Below are 19350 nucleotides of genomic sequence, written 5' to 3'. Positions count from 1 at the left end.
TATTCGCCCTAAAAAAGCTCATCAAACAATCAAATTGGTGGCAAAACAAACAAGATCGTTTCTACTTATTAAAATGATCCTTTGAAAAAGTAGCTTTTTTCTTTTTTGGATCTGTTAGAATATTCATCATGGTTATGTTGATTTAATAAGGAAATCACAGTGGAATTTCACCACGACGATCAGGAGTTAACACCTGAAACATCACTAGTCTTGTCTGAAAAACAAGCATTATTGGATCTGAATGCAACATTCACCTCGCCCGCTCATACCAATCCTGCAATGGCATATTTAATGAGTTTGGGGTCAAAACGTAGTCGTCAAACAATGGGATCGTTTTTAACTATTGTTGCTAAGATGATTGGTTTTTCTTCTCTTAAAAATTGCCAATGGGGAGCACTTCGTCGACATCATATTCAAGCCATTATTGATATGTTATCTGATGCCAATAAAGCTCCCGCTACTATCAATACTTATCTTGCTGCATTAAAAGGCGTCGCGTTAGAAGCTTGGGCAATGAAACAAATGGATACTGAAAGTTATCAGCATATCCGCCAAGTTAAATCGGTAAGAGGAAGTCGATTACCCAAAGGCCGAGCTTTAACTAGCAGTGAAATTCGTGCTTTATTCAGAAGTTGTGAAAAAGACAGTTCATCGAAAGGTTTAAGAGATGCCGCAATATTAAGTGTGTTATTAGGTTGCGGATTACGTCGCTCAGAAATAGTCTCTATTAATTACGAGCACATTCAATTTCGTGATCAAGCTTTTCTTGTTAGAGGTAAAGGTAATAAAGAACGCATGTCTTATATGCCTGATGATACTTGGGATCGCGTTCAATTATGGATTGATGAAATAAGAGGCACACAAGATGGCCCTCTTTTCACTCGTATTCGCCGATTTGATGATGTCACCGATGAGCGGATCACCGATCAAGCCATTTACTATATTTTAGAAACTCGACAACAAGAAAGTGGTATTGATAAGTTTGCTCCTCATGATCTACGAAGAACATTTGCCTCTGCAATGCTTGATAACGGTGAAGATATTGTCACTGTAAAAGATGCAATGGGACATGCCAGTATTATGACGACTCAGCGTTATGATAGACGTGGAGATGATCGTTTAAGAAAAGCAGCTAGACATTTACGTTTTTAAGTTTTGTTTTCAGATAACTTGTTAAGATTAATATCCTACAAACACAACAAGGAAAAATAATGAAAATAAATATCTTACTTTTTGATAATTTTGAAACGTTAGATGCTTTTGGTCCTATCGAAATATTTGGGCGTATCGATGATATTGAAATGCAATGTATTTCATTAAACGGTGGTTTAATTAAAAGTAGTCAAGGTATTGAAATTTCAACTCAACCTATCGCATATTCTGATGTTATTCTTATTCCGGGTGGTCAGGGAACTCGCAACCTAGTTAATAATGATCTTATGATAAACACAATAAAATCATTAGCTGAAAATTCACAATGGTGTTTAACAGTATGTACTGGATCTGCCCTCTTAGCTAAAACAAGATTATTAGATAATAAAATAGCAACATCTAATAAAAGAGCATGGGATTGGGTTATTTCTCAATCTGACAAAGTATTATGGAAAAAAGAAGCTCGTTGGTGCATCGATGGTAAATATTACACTTCATCGGGCGTTTCTGCTGGCACAGATATGGCTCTAGGATTTATTGCCGATAGGTATAGTCATGAAGTTGCTAAAAAACTAGCATGGCAAATTGAATATCAGTGGCATCAAGATAAAAATAACGATCCGTTCTGGATACAATAATTCTCTATTTTTTCTTAACATCCAATAGATCCCCCCAACTATAAACTAACTTCAAATTATGAGTTGTTTAAAATTGGGGGCTTATTACTAAAGTTTATCTGAACGGTGGTTCATTAAAAGTTCTCAATTTACGAGAATGTAAGCTGCTCTCTGCTTGTTTAAGCAACTCAATAGATTCAATACCAATCTGTAAATGCTCTGATACTGCACCTTCATAAAAATGGTTAGCCTGACCGGGTAATTTAATTTCGCCATGCAACGGTTTATCAGATACACATAATAATGTGCCGTAAGGAACTCGAAAACGATAACCTTGCGCAGCGATTGTTGCACTTTCCATATCAACAGCAACAGCGCGACTTAAGTTAAATCGTCTAGCTGAAACAGAAAAACGTAATTCCCAGTTACGATCGTCTGTGGTCACAACAGTTCCTGTTCTTAATCTTTGTTTTATTTCATGACCCGGTTTGCCACTGATTATTTTTGTTGCGTCATAAAGCGCACGCTGTACTTCTGCAATATTAGGAATTGGAATATCTGGTGGTAAGACATCATCTAAAATATGATCATCTCGTAAATATGCATGCGCTAATACATAATCACCAAGTTGTTGGCTTTCACGTAAACCACCACAATGACCAATCATTAACCAAACATGAGGACGTAAAACCGCTAAATGATCACAAATTGTTTTCGCATTTGAAGGCCCTACACCAATATTAACTAATGTTATTCCGGGGCCTTCTTTTGCAATTAAATGATAGGCTGGCATTTGATATTTTTTCCAAGTTAAATCGGATATTAACTTTTCAGGATCAACAGTTTCAGCCGTAATTTGTTGAAAGCCAGCACAAGAAAGTGCGCAATATGGACTATTTTTATCTGCGACTTGTTCACAAGCCCAACGCACGAATTCATCAACATAGCGGTTATAGTTAGTGAATAAAATATAAGGTTGAACATCTTCAGGTAATGTACCTGTGTAATGTTTTAAACGTGCCAATGAAAAGTCTGTACGCAAAGCATCAAAATGAGAAAGTGGTAAAACTTCCCTATCACAAATTAACCCATCAGTAATTTCATCACCAATTTTCGACAAATCGGTTGTCGGAAAATATTTAGCTAAAGAAGCACTCATTTTTCTATCAAAACCAACGCCTGTTCCATCAATAACAAAAGGATAAGGGATCTCTTGCTTTGAGGCACTGACTTCAAAAGTTGTATAGTAGGCATCAGCAATAAGCTGCAATTGTTCTGATAGATAGTTTTCAAATAAAGCGGGATTAGTAATAGTGGTAGAATAAGTTCCTGAGCGAGATAAACGCCCGTAAGCTCTCGTTTTATCTTCTGTTTTTGTTTCACCAGTCCAATATACTGTTAATTGAGGGTAAGCAAATAACCCTTCAGCTCTTTCTTTTACATCGGGTAATTTTCCATCTTGTGCGTAATCAATAATTGCATTACGTAACGCATCAACAGCATTTTGATACTGTTGCTTTAGTTTAGTAATAACTGTTTGAATTTCAAGGTGATGGGGTTGCAACATAAAAAGAGCCTCTTACTTATTATTAATTTATATTTATAATAGCAAGAAGCTTTGATTAGCCCAAGATCAAGAGTTAAATAAACGATACTCTATTTTACTTTCTTCTGGAACAATTGTTAATTTTTTTAATGAATGAGGGTTAAATTCAAATTTGACATTTATATTTTCCTCTAATAAGAGAAGTCTTTTTTGCTCATAGTTAAATTTATCACCAATAGAATCGAAGTCTCTTTTATCTACATAATGCTGGTATTGAGCTAATTTATTAGGTAAATCATCAATTGATATATTATTATCTAGAAAATATTTAATATAGAGATTCATAGAATCATGATCAAAGTTTGTTAGAATATTATTTGATATCACATTTAAATTATTAACATCTGATTCAGCAACCTCTTTCTTATTATTAATATTTATAAAGTAGCTACCTTTATTTTCATCTATATTAATAGTAGTTCTTCCTGTAAAAAATGAATATTTTGATGTAATAGCATCTTGTTTTGCAAAAGAGTTTTTTATTAGTGGAAAAAGTCCTTGATTTAGCAATTCAAAAATAATTATGATATCTTGCTCATTTAATTCTTTTAATTTCTCATCTAAAGACGAAATGTTCAATATTTCTGTATTATTGTATTTCAATCCCCATCTTGGTATATCTTTTTCTACTTGTAACCTTAATTTTTCATAGCTATCATCCTCCATAGCTTGATATATTTCATCTATCAATTTATCAGGTGAAATATAAGATGTATAGCTATTAGTATGATCTTCAATATATTTCCTTTTATCCTTGAAAGATTTAATTTTATCAAAATCACTTATTTCAAACGGATCAGATTGACAATTAAATTTTTTGTTATCTAGCCATTCAGTTAAAATAGCTCTAAAAGCAGTAATTTTTTCTTCATAATTTTTATCATTTTCATCATTTTCTATTGCAGATAATTTAGAGTAATTATTAATAAATGCTTTTACATCACTTGAAGAAAAACAATTTAAGTCAATAGATAATTCATTTTTTATAGTTTCAAAGAATGGATTTATATCATTTACAGATATAAAACGACTTTCTTTAAATCTAATAATATAACTGATTTTATCATTATTTAAGACGTAGTCTAAATTATTTTTATATTCCGCACCGGCAATCTTTTTTAACTTAAAAAAAGCACTGTTTTTTTCTGAAACAGACGCATTTTGATCAAAATAGATAGTATTAATTAAAGTGAGCACCTTTTCTTCATTACTTAAACCAAATAAGCTTTTTAGTCTCTCCCATAAGCTCACTACACTAGAAGGTTTTTGAGTATCACCTAGTTTTACTATCTTTTCTCGATCGATATTTGTATTTAAGAATTTAATTGAATCCATAATTTACACTCTAAATATAATAAATGATAAATAAAGGTAAAATATAAAGGATGATATTTATATAAAAAAACGCCATTAACTTTCAATAGTTATGACGTTTTTAACCCGATTTTTTTAAATTGCTAATAAACTTAAAATAATCGGAAGTGTAATTACAGCAAACATTGTCTGAGAAGTAATAATTCCTGCCATGAGTTCAGAGTCACCGCCTAATTGACGAGTTAAAATGTAAGAAGTTGGCGCTGTTGGAATAGAAAAGAAAATAACTAAAAGCATCATAACTAATGAAGATAGACCTAGAAAATAAGCAACGCTATATGCAATTATCGGCACAATAAGCAAACGAGTAACTGTGTTAATACCAATCATTTTGCTTTCTGCTTTTAGAGTTGATAGATGCAATGCTGCACCAATACAAATAAGCCCCAAAGGTAAACTGGTTGCTGCTAACAACTTCAGGAATTGATCGCTACCGAAAGGAAGCCCAATCCCTGACAAATTTATAATGATGCCAATAACACAAGAGATAATTAAAGGGTTTTTTATGATAGGTAATATTAGTTGACGAAAAGTCACATCTTGCCCTGCTGTTAAGCAAAGCACGGAAGTCACATTTGATAGAGGAACCAATGTTGCTAATATCAAGGCGGCTATTCCCAAGCCTTCAACTCCAAATAAATCAGCAACAATTGCTAAGCCTAAATAAGTGTTAAATCGAATATTGCCTTGAACAATCGCACCAAAGCGACCAGCAGACCAGCCTGTTATTTTTTTCAAAATAACGCACAACATAGTGACAATTATGACAACAGAAAAAATAGCCCCAGCAAGGTGGGGTAATTGAGGATCAGATAAAGGTGCATTTGCCAAGCTATTTATCAATAAGGTAGGAAAAAGTAAAAAATAGTTAAGTTTTTCAGCCCCTACCCAAAATGCTGGTTCAAACGTTTTATTTCTTCTTAAAATCGCACCTAGCGCAATTAACGCAAATAACGGCCATAACGTTAATAACACATTTTGCATAATATTTATCCTAGATATACTGTGATACTTTACAATATCGCAACATCATGAGGATTGCTATTTTATGTTATTAATATAAAAGCTAATTCAAAAAATGATAAAAATAAATATATACCGCATTTTAAGAATAGCTTTTTTATTATTAGTCCATTATAAAAACCATCTTTTAAAGATGATTAAAATACAATCAACTAATCTAAATCAATGTACATGCGGTAACAATGTAAATTTGCTTTCGCTAAATCAGAATAATAATCACGCTCTTCTAATGCTCTAAAACCCTGTTTTAAATAAAATAATACTGCATTAGGCGTTGCATCTAAAAACAACTTGGATTGCCCTCTCTTAATTGCTTCATGTTTCAGTTGCTTTAAAATGAGTCCTGCAAATCCTTTTCCCATGTATTCAGGCAATGTAAAAATGGCTTCAGCAAAACCAGTTTTAACATCTAAAAAGCCTGAAGCAACAGGAATATTGTATTCTTGATAATCAATCACATAAAATGGATTATCAATAATAGCCTGCCGATATCCTTCAGGCATCTCATCAGGAGTCCAAGCGGCTAAAATCTCTGATGGATAAACATTTTCACAACCAAATCGCAATGCTTGATTTCGTAAATACCACAGCCTTTTTGCTTCCTGTGGTTCAGCGAGTCTAAGTTGAATCATACTCATTTCCATCTTATTCATTAGAATTAAGAGCCTCAAATCAGTGAAATAATTTATTCTAATATTGCCTTTTAAATTTTAATTTTTTAGTGTTACTTTTTTTAAGAGCGTGGTATGTTTTTGCAGAAGGAATAATGTAAGGAAATCTTATGCCTAATCCAATATTGCCTTCGCCAATAAAAAAAACCTCCTCTTTTGTTGCGGGTTCTCCGCTACCTTTTTATTATCAATGCATCTCAAGTGCAATTAGAGAAATCTACTTTTCCAAAATTTCACTTATTTACCATAATAGATATCAAACTGAAAATACACATCCAAAGTTAATTCTATGTAGTCATCGGAACAGTGCTTTTGATGGTTACATTGCATTAAAAGCATTTTCTAACACTCAAGCTTTAGCTTCAATTCAATTATTAAATAGTCCTTTAATGAGAGCTTTTTTTACGGGCATTCCCGTAGTTAGGAAAAAGGATAGACAACGTTTGGGTGTAAATGCAAATCTATTTTCAAGTCCTTCAGATGCTGCAATTGCACATATAAAAGCAGGCGGTAATTTACTCTTATTCCCGGAAGGCAGTAGCGAGTGGGGTTTCCAGCCATTGCCTTATCAACGAGGGGCGGCAAGAATTATTAGAACATTGATCAGTGAGGGAGTAGTTTTTGATATTATTCCTATGGGCTTGTTTTATATAGCCCCTGATAAATTCAGTTCAAAAGTTGAAGTTTATATTGGTGAAAATATTCTTATAAATTCACAAAAAGATAATTTATCAATCAGAGAATGGGAACAAAATATTCATACGGAAGTTTCTGAATCACTAAATAAAATCTCCGTTAATTGTCCAAATATTGATATTTTTGAGAAAGCATCAGCCTATGCTTTTAATAAAAATAAGGACGGTAATTCTTATGCTGAATCCTTTATTGACTATCAAAACAATCTATATGAATCAAATAATGACAATCAAAATATAGAAAAAAATTCTCAATTTTCTATATTAATCTGGCGTTATATTTCATATTTATTTATGTATATCTTATTTCCAATATTTTTATCGTCATTTATTGCGTCTCATTTTGCTGACGCCCGTAATACCATTAGCTTTTTTAAAATATTAGGAGGTGCAATAGCGACTGCAATTTGGCTCCCCATCTTAGTCATGCTCCTATTCTTTTTCCCTGTATTTATTGGTATAAGTTTAGCCAGTGCACTATTCGGTTTTATCTTAATAAGGAAGAAAGGCGCTCAAATATGTTAACCATGAAAGCCAGGATGCTTTTTAACCACTTATTTTCTCTACAATTGTTTATTATTTGGGCATTAGGAACTTATGGAAGTTGGTTAACGAATGCGACAGAAATGTTGTTCCCCATATTTTTAGGCTTCTTTTCATGGGTATTACTCGTTTTTGTTGGATACAAGACACAACAAGCAACCTCTTACTCTCGATTCTATTGGTTTGGTTTATTACAACTGATTGCTTGTTGGACTATTTTTCCTTTGTTTAAATCGATTCGCTATGGTTTATACCAATGGAGTTTTGATGATATTTTATATAACTTAGATAAATTCCTATGGGTTGGAAAAAGCTTGCCAGAATGGACTATCTCATTACAGTCTGGTTGGCTAAGTGAATTTCTTTCTTTTTGCTATTTTAGTTTCTACTTCTTGATTATTGGCAGTGCCCTTTTCTTCTTTTTTAGCCGAAATAATTTACTGACTAAAAACTATTTTTTCGGCTTAATGCTAATGTATTTTTTCGGCTTTATTGGTTACTTCTCTCTCCCCGCAGCCGGCCCCTATTCTGCTTTTCCTTCTGATTTTAACTATCCAGTTTACTCTGGTGCCATGACATTATTTCTGACTGATCTTGTTGATAAAGGAATTACAGGCATGGATGTTTTTCCTTCATTGCATACAGGGATCACTCTTTATATTGTTGGCTTTCTCTATTTTTCGGGTTATCGAAAAACAGCGTATTGCTTAACTCCTATCTTAATAGGACTTGTTTTAGCAACTGTCTATTTACATTATCACTACGGCGTTGATGTCATTGTCGGTGCTTTGCTTGCATCATTGGTGCTTTACATCACTTGTAAAAATAATAAGGTCGAATATGGAACTCATTTATAAAATTAACGAGTCTATTGCTTCTGAAGTATCTATTAGTGGGGGTAAAGGCGCGAGTTTAGCAAAAACAATTCAGTCACTGCCTGTTCCTGATGGTTTGATCCTCTCTTGTCAAGCTTATCAGTTATTTATCACGCCCTTGCTACCTGAAATTAATCGCTTATTATCGGAAAAAAAGCAAGAAATTGAAGCCGTTAGTAAAAATATTCGCCATTTAATTTTACAAGCCTCCATGCCAGAGAGTTTAATTCATTCTTTAAGTTCAAGATTAAATGAACTCCAATTAAATAATACCGCTTTAGCCGTAAGATCTTCCGGTACATTAGAAGATATGCCTGGAGCCGCCTTTGCAGGACAACACGATACAGTATTAGGTGTTAAAACTTTGCCTAATTTACTGGACGCAATTCGTCAATGTTATGCATCTTTATGGCACACACACGTTATGCTCTATCGCCAACATTTAAATTTACCCCATACTCAAGCATCAATGGCGGTTGTGCTACAAAGAATGATTAACGTCCAAGAGAATGAAGCTGCGGGTGTGGCTTTTTCTGTTGATCCAGTTCAAGGCTCTCTTTCTACTGTATTAATTAATGCCGCATTTGGATTAGGTGAAACTGTTGTTGCTGGTGAAGATCCTGTCGATGAATTTCTTATTGATAGAGAGAGTTTCACATTAAAACAAGAAACGATTGCTCAAAAAATAAATGCCATTGTTATGGTTGATAATGGTACTAAAATCTTACCTCTTAAATCTGCTCAACAATCCATGTCCTCGCTGACAGCAGACCAGTGTAAACAAGTAGCTGAACTTGCTATCTCAGCAGAAAAATATTTTGATTTCCCACAAGATATAGAGTGGGCATTTCATGATGGAAAATTATGGCTTTTACAATCACGTAATGTGACACAAATTGCCCCAATTTGGACAAGAGAAGAATCAGCAGAAAGATTCCCTAATCCTATCACGCCATTAACATGGGATATGTGCGAAGCAGGTTTTCACTCATCATTAAACTTTAGCCTTAATCTTATGGGGCTTCCTTCATTTAATGGTAAATGGTTCGGGATGCAGGATTATTATATTTACGGCAACCAAAATGCGGTTTCCTTATATAGTAATCGTCTCCCTACATCGATGATGAATGATTTACCTACCCTATTAAAATCTTTGCCTGAAATTGCACAAAAATTCAGTTGGGTACAGGAATTACCTATCACTTGGATGCGTGATTTAGATAAATATTTAATCTCTATTGGTGCATTGATGAATGAACCATTGCAGGATAAAAGTTTGCCTCAATTATGGGATTATGTGCAAAGAATTAATAAGTTAGGTGCTGATTACTTTTTACCTAACATTGCCATATCCTTGACTCAACGCTCACTCTATTCTGCATTGATGGCATTGCTAAAACTCTTCTTTAAAGAAGAAAAATATGCACACACCGCATTCGATAATTTAATTGCTATGTCTGAAACTAAAACAGGACAAGTGAATGCGGAACTTTGGGCGCTTTCTCGTTATGTTCGCCAGCACCCTCAACTTCTCAAACTTATAACATCCATTGTTCCTGAAAGTATTATGCGAGAAATTGAGGAATGTGATCCTCATTTCCACCAGCAATTTACCTTATTCTTAACTAATCATGGTCATAGAGAACTAGATTTTGATGCATATCATCCTACTTGGTTAGATGCTCCTCATATTGTATTAACTCAAATTAAAGCAATGGCAGATTTAACAGATGATAAACAAACAGATGATCCATTAGGCAAAAAGATCCTGCAGTCAGAAACAGAATTTTCAATTATCTCTGATGCCCCTGAAGAGTTACGATTTTTCTTACAAGAAATTATTCGATTAGCTCGTGTTTATACTGCACTTGATGACTTAGAGCATTATCAAACAACTCGTTTAGCCTTACCTATGCGTCGCGGATTAAAAGCATTAGGAGAACGGTTGGTTATTCGTAGTGTTTTAGATTGCCCAATGGACATTTATTTTGCCAATGAACAACCTTTAGCCAATGCAATTCTTGCAGATAATCCTACTGAGTGGAATCAGTTACGTCATCATATATACCAAAATAAAGCGGGATATCTAAAAGCAAAATCAGTCACACCACAATGGATCTATGGTGAAGATAGTTGTAATGAATTAAATACCAATGAGCATCAATTAAAGGGGCTAGCTGGTAGTGCGGGTATTATTGAAGGCGAAGTTTATCTTGTTTATGGTCCAGAAAATTTTGCCGAATTTCCACAGAATGCCATTTTAGTTGCAAGAACAACTAACCCTGCATGGACCGCTCTCTTTTATCGCGCATCTGGCATTATTACAGAAAGTGGTGGACCATTATCTCATGGTGCAGTTACTGCTAGAGAATTGGGACTACCTGCAGTAATGGGGGTTCGCAATATCTTAAATATTTTAAAAAATGGGCAAAAAGTAAAAGTTGACGGACAAAAAGGCATAATTGAGATTTTGTCCTAATGACTTGAAAAGTATTACAGCCAGATCAGGAAAAGCATCTAAACGATGCTTTTCTTTTTTTATTTTAATGATTTTTTAACTATCCATTTTACTGCTGTTTTCTTTCTCTTTTGAGGTTTTGTTAATATCAATTTTACGAGCAGGTGGTGCAAGTAAAGCGACAAGCCCAGTTATTAATAAAATAGCATATAATACTGCTAACATAGATGGTGCATTAAATAGTAAATATGGTGTTAATAAGATAGGGCTAACCGTTAAAATAACTGAAATAACAACAGGATAACCTATACCTATATCTCTTATTCGTTGAGATAATATAAGTGTAAATATGTAAACTTGTACTATTAAAAACGCTAATTCTATTAGACCATATGATGTAAAAGAGAATTGGTAGTAAAAATAATTTTCAGTAACCAACTCTATTTTTTCGGGATAAAGTGATATAAACCATCTATCTGCTAAGTTCTCTGCAATAGAAAAGAAAATTGTCCAAGCAATTTCTAGACCTAAAAAAGAGAGTCTTCCACGTCTTTGTTGTTTCCATTGATAAGCAAGTTTAGCTTGCATAATAAATCCCTTCATTTTTAAAGTATATCTCTATCTTTTTTATCATAATACACTTAATATTTATCTCCAAAATAATGATGTGATAATCTGATAAAAGCACGAAAATACCTTCAAATTTTGATATTTAGTGTAAAAATTTGCTATTATTATTTTGCGTTTTTTGATCTAACTAAAATATTAAATATATAAGGAGCTACTATGCTACCTATTCAGACAACCCGTTTTGCCCTTCTTCGTTAAAAACAATTTTATTACTTAACAAGAAGGGCTTTAAAAATGAATTATGAAAAAATCAACTTAGAACAATGGAATAGAAAAGAACATTTCTTACATTATCGACATAACCTACAGTGTGGTTTTAGCTTAACAACTAAAATAGATATTACTGTCTTGAAGACAGTATTAGCTAAAAATAATCTTAAGCTTTATCCTGCAATGATCTATTTAATTGCGAAAACAGTTAATAGCTACTCTGAGTCTAGAATGGCAATCAAAGATGATGAATTAGTTATTTGGGATTATATCAACCCTGTATACACGATTTTTCATCCAGAGACTGAGACTTTTTCAGAGTTATGGAGCGAATACGTTGAGGATTGGCATTCTTTTCTAGAAGGATATAATCAAGATTATCAAAAATATAAAGATAATCTAAGTCTATCCGCAAAAAGTAATTTTCCCGAAAATCATTTTTGTATTTCGATGATCCCATGGATAAGTTTTGACGGGTTTAATTTAAATGTAGCTAATGTAAAGGATTATTTTCCTCCTATTTTTACTATGGGAAAATATACTCAACAAAGTGACAATTTTTTATTACCGATATCCATTCAAGTGCATCATGCTACATGTGATGGTTTTCATATAGCTAGAATGATCAATAAACTTCAAGAGTTATGTGATGGTTTTTCGGGCTAACTATATTGATTTTTAAATAAAAAATACCGCTCTTTTATCTATTAATAAAAGAGCGGATTATTATTAAAGCAACTCACTTGAAAACCAATAATCATCTAACTTGTTTATTGATCCATTTTATTTCTTCATTAGTGAATCTAATATTACTTTCTTTAGTTGTATCAGTATCTAACAAGATTTTATCTTTTATTAATTTACTGACAGGTACAATGATATTGAAATGATCACCATTTTTGATGTTGTATATTTTTAATGGGATATCATGCACCATTGCAACACTTCGCAATTCATTAAATTCGTCCCAAAAATAACCACGTCCCTCAAAATAAAAAGTCGGTGTTTTTATCGATTTAATATAACGATATACAGAGCGAACGTTGAATTCTTCTTCTTTATTTCTATCAAAAGGCAATTCAACTATCATATCTCCTTCAGCTCTTAATTTAAGATCAGGTATTCCACCCAAGGAGAAAACAGCTCTAAATTTATCACTATATTCACTTGCTAATAATGCTCGAGTTCCCCCCGTACTATGCCCGACGACATAGATACGTTTAGAGTCAATATAAGGCAATGATGCTAAATATTCTCTCGCTGATTCTAAGTCTTCTAATTCACCATAAAACATTTCATAGCGACCTGGATTAGTATTTTCACCACGAAAAGATGGGATCATCAGTACCATATTAGGGTCACGGAAAGTTGCCCCTGTTTGGTCATTATCAATCGGTTTCTTTTGCCAAAAATAATCATCGCCACCAATTCCGCCGTAACCTCCATTTAACCAGATCACAGCAGGTAACTTAGCTTTTTTATTTGCTGGAGGCGGAGTTAAATAGGCATACATATCTCCCGGCTTTGCCGGATATTTAATCACATTAAATATTTCTGATGGCGCTTCCCAAGGCGGGTCAATATTATCAAAACTATCGGTTATAATTTCGGTTTTAAAGCGTTGATGCGCTTCATATAAAGTTTCATCACGAACTTCAATATCTGCATGAGCAGAGAATGAGCTAACGCATAACAAGGAGAGAAGTAGCGCAGGAACTACTTGTCTAAGGCACTCTTTATTTATATTCATATCAACTTCCCTATAGATTATTAATTTGGCGTGATAATAGCATAGGTTGTTTGGGGTTTATGAGTGGAGATTTTTCGACAAGTAAAAATATGAAGCAGAAAAAAGCATCTCAATTGAGATGCTTTCCATGCAATGTTAATAGCAAATTTTTAATTTTGGTTTACTTATTTTGCACTTGTGCGAATCAAGTAATCAAAGGCGCTTAATGAGGCTTTTTATACTAACTTAACAGACTGATATAAAAGGATTTAATCAGCGTCAATGTCCACATGTTGACCACATTTCGGAAAGCCTCTTGAAAGAGAGGCTTTTTGTAAAAAACTATTTATTAAATTAATTCTTATTATTCTCTTCAACAAATTCTTTATAAAAAGAAATCGTTTTATCAAATAATTCAGTAGCAACTTTTTCCCATTTATCTTTCATCAACTCGGTAGGTTCTTTTTCTTTTTCATAGAAGATAGGTGTATATTCTGGTTTACAATCCGTAATGTAACCTGCCGTTTTTCCGCTAGTTCTGCATGCACAAATAATTAGGTGGCATCCTTTTTCCATAAGCAAGGCTAAGCTATTTTTAAGGCATGCAGGATCTAATATATTCATAGGGTCACCCTTACTTACTATACCAATCTTAAATTCATCTATTTGAATGATACGCAAGATTTCAGTTGTTGCTCTTTTACTTAAGAAATCTGTTTCTTCGCAATGACCTTCAAAATATTTAAGTAATTTTTTGTGTATTACTTTTATCGTTGTTGTCTTTCCTGTGTTGCTAGAGCCAGATAACGCTAAAATATGTTTTTTGTACATAAAACACTCCATAAACCGAGATAAATATAGAATATGTTCTTATTAAAAGAATCTTTTCAATAGATACCTCAAAATTAGATGAATATGAAAAAATTACAATAATTAATATGAGAAGAAAAAATACCGTCATACTTAGTATCTTTCATACATCATCATCAAATCGCTAATGCCTGTTGGCAATACTTATCAATATGAGGCTCTACCCGTTCAATCAATTGAGGCTTTGAAATAAACCGCGTTACGGTTTCATGGCTGACGAACGTCGCGCCACAATTGATATTCTGGCACTGGTTATAACGTTCTTTGGTATCGGAAGATATTTGCTGACTACTACGAGTATGCGCGGCATGACCACAAACAGGACAAATCATCATAAACGGGTTACCTCTTTATGATGTGGGAATTACCTGTAATTATACACAGGCACTATTCCTTATCCATATCTATCTCACTGCTTTTCACTTCTAATTCTAACGAGGTGGTAAACCCGCTATTGTTCAGGGAATGACTCACCGTAACCAGCGTCCAATAGGCTTCATCAATCTCAGGTTTAAAACCGCTCACTTGTACTGGTAATTCAGGAAAGAGATCCGCACGCCCTTTCGCAAGGGTAATACTAAATGAAGCAACGCCTCGTTGTATTTTTTCCCACGCGGCTTTCGCGGCACGTTCGGCATTGGTTTTACTTGCATAAGTGTGAGACAACACCATCACGTTACCTTCTTCACCAACAAGGTACTCCCCTTGTTTCTCTTCTTCTTTTTTCGGTTTATCAGTAGTGGGTTTTCTACGACGAATTTGGGATTGTGTTTTCTCTTGCGGTTTACGGGTATTTAAATAATTTGCAGTCACGCCGGTATAAGCGCCTCTATCCACCAATGAAAAACGGTGTCCATCTCCCACACTCCGGGTAATTTGCACTAAAGGTAAGGCTTGACCACTGGCAGTGGTGTTGCTCCCTTGCACCATAAACAGCAAATTGCCGTTTTTAACACAGGCGGTAGCGCCGTTTAATTGCCCTAAGCGCGTTAAAAAACTGCCGTCTGACTCATTGGTTTGGTCGATATGTTCAATCTTTACCGTATCAAGACCAGGATCAACCACCGCCGTGACATTATTACGTCCTGCAATGGTTCTGACGATATCCCCTAATGTTTTTTGATGGTAAGACATTTCACGGCGCACATTCAGCGTTGCCCTAAAATCCGCACTACGAGCACGTAATGTCATTTTATCCGGTACACCTGAATGCTCTATCTCATCAACCGTAAAAGAGCCTTTATGAATAAGGCTTTCACCCTGCCAACCGAGATGTAATGTCAGCGCTTCACCCCGTTTTGGCATCATTAATGCACCGTCAGAATCATCTAACTCAATATCAAGCCGGTCAGCTTCAAAGCCCCGATTGTCCGTTAATGAAAGCGATATTAATCGTCCTTGAATTTTGGCGCTGATATCTTCATCACCTGCGATTAACACAAAAGCCGGTGTGCTACTTTTACCGGTGATCATTTCTGGCAACATTATGATAAAACTCCTTTCATCGCTTCACCGGTACCGTTCGCCATCATGCCTAATTGGTCGCTTAAATCCCCCAACATCTGACTGATAGAGTCATCCACTCGTTTTAATGTCAGCGAGAAATCAATTTTTCTGGCGGCACCGTCTTGGAAAAATTCGGTGTGGGTACGTTGTAAATCGGTGATCACAAACATGCCGTGAATGGTGCCCGTACCATCAATAAACGACCACGCTTTACCGCTATCCGCCATTAACTCCAATGCTAACAATGACACTTTACCGCCCGTTAATGAGGGATAAAGCGCACCCGATAAGGTGATCACATCGGTATCAGGGCCAATAAATTGTTGTGCCGGTCGGCGTGCGACACGTTGAGTAAAACCATGTCGCCATGTTTGTTGTTTTTGTAGCGATTGATAAGGTATGGTGCGTAACTCAAACACAAATACCCCAAGTGCTGCCATCATTACCACACCTCATTATCTTGATAACGGCTATTTAATCGTGCTTGCTTGTCACGCTCACGGCGTTCTATTTCCGCGATAACAAGTTGTGCAATATCTTGCGCGGATTGGTTTGGTTGAGGATGAATATTAATTTCATAATGTGCCGGCGCACCTTGATAACGCTGTTGCTGAATACTCACATTAGCCGGTGCCGGGCGATAGTTTTCAACCGGCAAACTGTGCGGGTGCAATGGGGCATTTTGTGCCTGTAATGAAAAGGCACTGCCTAGCGATAATGCAGCTGTCGCTAACATCGCAGTATGTTTACGACTGGTGATATTTGCAGGGCCTTCGACAATTTCAGGGCCATTTTCGCCAGCAATACCAAATTGACCACGCGGGATATAACCGCCTGTATCATACATACCAGCAAAGTTGCTATTGTAAGAATCTAACGCAGACTGCACTTTCGGATCGGAAGTTTTAGCAAACTCCGGTGTGAGCGCTTCTTTAGCGGCGGTTGCCAGTTCCCCAATGCTATTTTTAAAATCTGTCCATTTATTTTTTATTCCTTGAATAATGGAATCAATCAGGTCGCTACCGAACTGCAAAAATTTAGCCGGTAACGCTTTGGTATCTTCAACAATCTCATCCCATTTAGTCGATATTGTTGTTTTAAGGAATTCCCATTTTTCTTGTGTGTATTTAACGATTTGATCCCAATTGCTATAAATAATCCCCGGTAACGTTTGTGTCATGAAAAAGGTTTTAATGCCTTCCCAGATACCTGAAATTACAGATTTAACAGACGCCCATGCGGTTTTGGTATAACCAACAATACTATCCCAATGTTTTGCAATTAAGCCCGGTATCGTCCAGTTAAAGAAGATATATTTAATGGCTTCCCATGCCATTAAAATGGTGCCTTTCAATGCTTGCCATGCGATAGCGGTGCGCTGTTTAACAGACTCCCACACTTTGGTGACATACGGCTCAATCTTATCCCAGTTTTTATAAATCAGATAAAATGCACCGGCAATCGCGGCAATAGCTAATAAAATAGGGTTAGCTAACATGGCTTTACCCAACCATAAAAATGCACTTCCTAATAATTTAATTGGTTTTAATAACAGTGTTAACGCGCCACTGCCTTTAATGCCTAAAATTGACAGGCTTAATTTCGCAGCAGCCAATGGCCCTAACATTGCAGCAATGGATAACGAGAGAACACCGAGGGTGGTAATAATGCCCGCAATGGCTAAACCTACCATCGTTAGTGTTTTAGCCAGCTCAGGGTTTTCTTTCATCCAAACACCCACATTAGAAATCACACTGGTGATGCTTTGTGATATCTGGCGCAATGGGCTATCAATGCCGTCAAAAATCTGAATGCCTAAATCTTCCCATGCAGATTGCAGGTTTTTCATATCCCCGCTTAAGTTGTCCGTCATGGTACCCGCGACTTTTTGCGCTTCACCTTTGGCTTTCTTTAAGTCGGCAACAAGGTTTTGCAACTCCCCTTTGCCTGCTTGTTCTGCGAGTACCGATAACGCAGAGAAAGCTTCTTCACCGGCAATGTGTTTAAAGAACCCTGCCCGTTGCGCGTTACCCATATTGGCGGTTTTTTTATCCAGCTCTGCTAATAACTCAGGAAAGTCGCGCAAGTTTCCTTTTGCATCACGGGTTTTAATGCCAAGTTCTTCTAGTGCTTTAGCGGCCATTTTCGGCGGTTCAGCAAGACGCCCTAAAATCGCACGTAATGAAGTACCCGCCATTGAGCCTTGAATACCTGCATCACCCAATTTACCCGTTGCAGCTGCTGCGGTTTCTAAATCAACCCCTAACCCTGACGCCACCGGTGCGACATATTTCATGGTGTCGCCAAGCATGGTCAAACTGGTGTTTGAACGGGTAAAAGCGCCGACTAACACATCACTCACTCGCCCCATTTGGTCAGAGTCGAGTTTAAAACCGGTTAAAATATTGGAGCCGATATCTGCCGTAGTACCTAAATCAATATCACCTGCCAATGACATGGCCAGCGTTCCGGGCATGGCATTTTTAATTTGCTCAGGCTTAAAGCCTGCCATTGCATAGAATGCCTGACCTTGTGCCACTTGGTTGGCGGTAAATGCCGTGGTTGCGCCTAGCTCTCGCGCTTGTTCACGCAACATCTTAAATTCATCGGAGTTTTTATCTAAGCGCGTTAATGCCTGCACCTTTGACATACCAACATTAAACTCGTACCCCGGCATTAAGGTTTGTTTCGCGGAATACAACATACCGGCACCGGTTGCCGTCATGGTGGCACCGGCACCCGCCATTTTATTTCGCACATCAAGCGTCTTTTGATACTGCGATTTAGCCGCCGCCATGCGCCGTTCTTGTTCGGCACTGCGCCTTAATTGGTTTTCTTGCCGACGGAGCTGTTGCGTAGTTCGTTCAATATCACCATTCAGTCGCCGTTGTGCTTGACCGAGTTGATTAGTCGAAATGCCATTGGCTTGTAATGCCGAGCGCTGTCGCTGTGCCGACTGCTGTAACTGCTCATACTTGGTTTTGAGTTGCCCCGCTTCCCGTTGCGCTTTTTTAAACGCCTCTAACTGTTTTTTTGTCGGATTTTCACTATTGGCAATTTCTTTGGCGAGAGTGGCAACACGTTGTGTGGCGGATTGGTACGCTTGCTGTGTGGAGGTTAACTGCTGTTTAATCTTGCGAAAGCCGTCAATTTGTGAGGCTTGCTGATTAAGTGTTTTTAACGAGTCACGCGACTGGCGTACAGCGGACGCCAGTCGTTTATTGCTTTCTTGCGCACTGCGAAACGGTGCGGTTAATTTATCAACCGCACTCAGTACAACTTGTAATTTTAAGTTATTACTCATCCTGTTGTCCGCTACGTTTAGCCGCTTGATAGCGCCATGACAATAATTCTGAAAGGCTCATTTTGCCGGTGTCTGCCGGTGACCAAT

The 19350-nt window shown here is 36.2% G+C and carries 18 protein-coding genes; 6 read left to right on the top strand and 12 right to left on the bottom strand.

Translation table 11 applies throughout. The features are described 5' to 3' along the window. Positions 1-159: 159 nt before the first annotated feature. Both AB4J89_RS03660 and AB4J89_RS03655 read left to right on the top strand, forming a co-directional pair. Complete coding sequence (locus AB4J89_RS03660) at positions 160-1152, top strand: tyrosine-type recombinase/integrase (protein ID WP_368468120.1); 993 nt, start codon at positions 160-162, stop codon at positions 1150-1152. A 59-nt stretch (positions 1153-1211) separates the two neighbouring features. Continuing rightward, positions 1212-1790 (top strand): DJ-1/PfpI family protein, encoded by a 579-nt coding sequence (locus tag AB4J89_RS03655; RefSeq protein ID WP_311754852.1) that lies wholly within the window; start codon positions 1212-1214, stop codon positions 1788-1790. A gap of 94 nt (positions 1791-1884) precedes the next feature. On the opposite strand, the gene AB4J89_RS03650 is transcribed toward AB4J89_RS03655, so the two are convergent. The 4 genes from AB4J89_RS03650 to AB4J89_RS03635 form a co-directional block, all read right to left on the bottom strand. After that, the gene (locus tag AB4J89_RS03650) at positions 1885-3336 is read right to left on the bottom strand and encodes an AMP nucleosidase (protein ID WP_088495520.1); all 1452 of its coding nucleotides are present in this window, start codon (positions 3334-3336) and stop codon (positions 1885-1887) included. 66 nt (positions 3337-3402) lie between these two features. Continuing rightward, positions 3403-4710 (bottom strand): hypothetical protein, encoded by a 1308-nt coding sequence (locus tag AB4J89_RS03645; RefSeq protein WP_368468118.1) that lies wholly within the window; start codon positions 4708-4710, stop codon positions 3403-3405. Positions 4711-4824: 114 nt separating this feature from the next. Continuing rightward, on the bottom strand, positions 4825-5733 hold the full coding sequence (locus AB4J89_RS03640) for an AEC family transporter (protein WP_368468116.1): 909 nt from the start codon (positions 5731-5733) through the stop codon (positions 4825-4827). Between the two features lie 191 nt (positions 5734-5924). Then, on the bottom strand, positions 5925-6410 hold the full coding sequence (locus AB4J89_RS03635) for a GNAT family N-acetyltransferase (RefSeq protein WP_088496034.1): 486 nt from the start codon (positions 6408-6410) through the stop codon (positions 5925-5927). 143 nt (positions 6411-6553) lie between these two features. Between AB4J89_RS03635 and AB4J89_RS03630 the strand changes: the two genes are divergently transcribed. Genes AB4J89_RS03630 through AB4J89_RS03620 form a run of 3 tightly spaced genes read left to right on the top strand, consistent with a single transcriptional unit; the run spans position 6554 to position 11035 of the window. Beyond that, on the top strand, positions 6554-7663 hold the full coding sequence (locus AB4J89_RS03630) for a 1-acyl-sn-glycerol-3-phosphate acyltransferase (RefSeq protein WP_368468114.1): 1110 nt from the start codon (positions 6554-6556) through the stop codon (positions 7661-7663). Beyond that, on the top strand, positions 7657-8538 hold the full coding sequence (locus AB4J89_RS03625) for a phosphatase PAP2 family protein (protein ID WP_102949505.1): 882 nt from the start codon (positions 7657-7659) through the stop codon (positions 8536-8538). Before AB4J89_RS03630 ends, AB4J89_RS03625 begins: the two co-directional genes overlap by 7 nt. Beyond that, entirely contained in the window at positions 8522-11035 is a 2514-nt protein-coding gene (locus tag AB4J89_RS03620; RefSeq protein WP_088495516.1) for a PEP/pyruvate-binding domain-containing protein, read from the top strand. Before AB4J89_RS03625 ends, AB4J89_RS03620 begins: the two co-directional genes overlap by 17 nt. Positions 11036-11110: 75 nt before the next feature. On the opposite strand, the gene AB4J89_RS03615 is transcribed toward AB4J89_RS03620, so the two are convergent. Beyond that, positions 11111-11602: a hypothetical protein gene (locus AB4J89_RS03615; RefSeq protein WP_102949504.1), complete on the bottom strand. Its 492-nt coding sequence runs from the start codon at positions 11600-11602 to the stop codon at positions 11111-11113. A gap of 276 nt (positions 11603-11878) precedes the next feature. Here AB4J89_RS03615 and catA point away from each other — a divergent pair, with 276 nt between their 5' ends. Then, positions 11879-12520, top strand: coding sequence for a type A chloramphenicol O-acetyltransferase (catA, locus tag AB4J89_RS03610; protein WP_088495514.1), 642 nt, complete (start codon positions 11879-11881; stop codon positions 12518-12520). A 91-nt stretch (positions 12521-12611) separates the two neighbouring features. Here catA and AB4J89_RS03605 read toward each other — a convergent pair whose 3' ends face one another. The 7 genes from AB4J89_RS03605 to AB4J89_RS03575 all read right to left on the bottom strand — a co-directional run bounded on the left by AB4J89_RS03605 (position 12612) and on the right by AB4J89_RS03575 (position 19324). Further along, positions 12612-13604, bottom strand: a complete 993-nt coding sequence (locus AB4J89_RS03605) for a S9 family peptidase (RefSeq protein ID WP_088495513.1) — start codon at positions 13602-13604, stop codon at positions 12612-12614. A gap of 333 nt (positions 13605-13937) precedes the next feature. Continuing rightward, a complete protein-coding gene (locus tag AB4J89_RS03600; RefSeq protein ID WP_368468110.1) occupies positions 13938-14414 on the bottom strand; it encodes a hypothetical protein in 477 nt (158 codons plus the stop codon). 155 nt (positions 14415-14569) lie between these two features. Then, complete coding sequence (locus AB4J89_RS03595; RefSeq protein WP_109849531.1) at positions 14570-14788, bottom strand: ogr/Delta-like zinc finger family protein; 219 nt, start codon at positions 14786-14788, stop codon at positions 14570-14572. A 52-nt stretch (positions 14789-14840) separates the two neighbouring features. Further along, positions 14841-15938, bottom strand: a complete 1098-nt coding sequence (locus tag AB4J89_RS03590; RefSeq protein WP_368468108.1) for a phage late control D family protein — start codon at positions 15936-15938, stop codon at positions 14841-14843. Continuing rightward, entirely contained in the window at positions 15938-16402 is a 465-nt protein-coding gene (locus AB4J89_RS03585) for a phage tail protein (RefSeq protein ID WP_368468106.1), read from the bottom strand. The genes AB4J89_RS03590 and AB4J89_RS03585 overlap by 1 nt, the downstream gene beginning before the upstream one ends. Beyond that, positions 16402-19263 (bottom strand): phage tail tape measure protein, encoded by a 2862-nt coding sequence (locus AB4J89_RS03580; RefSeq protein WP_368468104.1) that lies wholly within the window; start codon positions 19261-19263, stop codon positions 16402-16404. Before AB4J89_RS03580 ends, AB4J89_RS03585 begins: the two co-directional genes overlap by 1 nt. After that, positions 19256-19324, bottom strand: a complete 69-nt coding sequence (locus tag AB4J89_RS03575; protein ID WP_244212977.1) for a GpE family phage tail protein — start codon at positions 19322-19324, stop codon at positions 19256-19258. Before AB4J89_RS03575 ends, AB4J89_RS03580 begins: the two co-directional genes overlap by 8 nt. Between the last annotated feature and the right edge of the window lie 26 nt (positions 19325-19350).

The organism is Proteus sp. STS61-E (assembly GCF_040932335.1).
GTDB lineage: Bacteria > Pseudomonadota > Gammaproteobacteria > Enterobacterales > Enterobacteriaceae > Proteus > Proteus mirabilis_B.
The sequence above is the reverse complement of the archived record's forward strand: the minus strand, read 5'-3'. Positions and strand labels throughout refer to the sequence as shown.

Excerpts from the sequence above, each read along its gene's own strand:
- AB4J89_RS03595 (WP_109849531.1), bottom strand. The coding sequence starts at position 14,788 with ATGATGATTTGTCCTGTTTGTGGTCATGCCGCGCATACTCGTAGTAGT.
- AB4J89_RS03600 (WP_368468110.1), bottom strand. The coding sequence starts at position 14,414 with ATGTACAAAAAACATATTTTAGCGTTATCTGGCTCTAGCAACACAGGA.
- catA (WP_088495514.1), top strand. The coding sequence starts at position 11,879 with ATGAATTATGAAAAAATCAACTTAGAACAATGGAATAGAAAAGAACAT.
- AB4J89_RS03585 (WP_368468106.1), bottom strand. The coding sequence starts at position 16,402 with ATGATGGCAGCACTTGGGGTATTTGTGTTTGAGTTACGCACCATACCT.
- AB4J89_RS03650 (WP_088495520.1), bottom strand. The coding sequence starts at position 3,336 with ATGTTGCAACCCCATCACCTTGAAATTCAAACAGTTATTACTAAACTA.
- AB4J89_RS03605 (WP_088495513.1), bottom strand. The coding sequence starts at position 13,604 with ATGAATATAAATAAAGAGTGCCTTAGACAAGTAGTTCCTGCGCTACTT.
- AB4J89_RS03640 (WP_368468116.1), bottom strand. The coding sequence starts at position 5,733 with ATGCAAAATGTGTTATTAACGTTATGGCCGTTATTTGCGTTAATTGCG.
- AB4J89_RS03645 (WP_368468118.1), bottom strand. The coding sequence starts at position 4,710 with ATGGATTCAATTAAATTCTTAAATACAAATATCGATCGAGAAAAGATA.
- AB4J89_RS03615 (WP_102949504.1), bottom strand. The coding sequence starts at position 11,602 with ATGCAAGCTAAACTTGCTTATCAATGGAAACAACAAAGACGTGGAAGA.
- AB4J89_RS03625 (WP_102949505.1), top strand. The coding sequence starts at position 7,657 with ATGTTAACCATGAAAGCCAGGATGCTTTTTAACCACTTATTTTCTCTA.
- AB4J89_RS03630 (WP_368468114.1), top strand. The coding sequence starts at position 6,554 with ATGCCTAATCCAATATTGCCTTCGCCAATAAAAAAAACCTCCTCTTTT.
- AB4J89_RS03620 (WP_088495516.1), top strand. The coding sequence starts at position 8,522 with ATGGAACTCATTTATAAAATTAACGAGTCTATTGCTTCTGAAGTATCT.
- AB4J89_RS03580 (WP_368468104.1), bottom strand. The coding sequence starts at position 19,263 with ATGAGTAATAACTTAAAATTACAAGTTGTACTGAGTGCGGTTGATAAA.
- AB4J89_RS03635 (WP_088496034.1), bottom strand. The coding sequence starts at position 6,410 with ATGAGTATGATTCAACTTAGACTCGCTGAACCACAGGAAGCAAAAAGG.
- AB4J89_RS03590 (WP_368468108.1), bottom strand. The coding sequence starts at position 15,938 with ATGTTGCCAGAAATGATCACCGGTAAAAGTAGCACACCGGCTTTTGTG.
- AB4J89_RS03655 (WP_311754852.1), top strand. The coding sequence starts at position 1,212 with ATGAAAATAAATATCTTACTTTTTGATAATTTTGAAACGTTAGATGCT.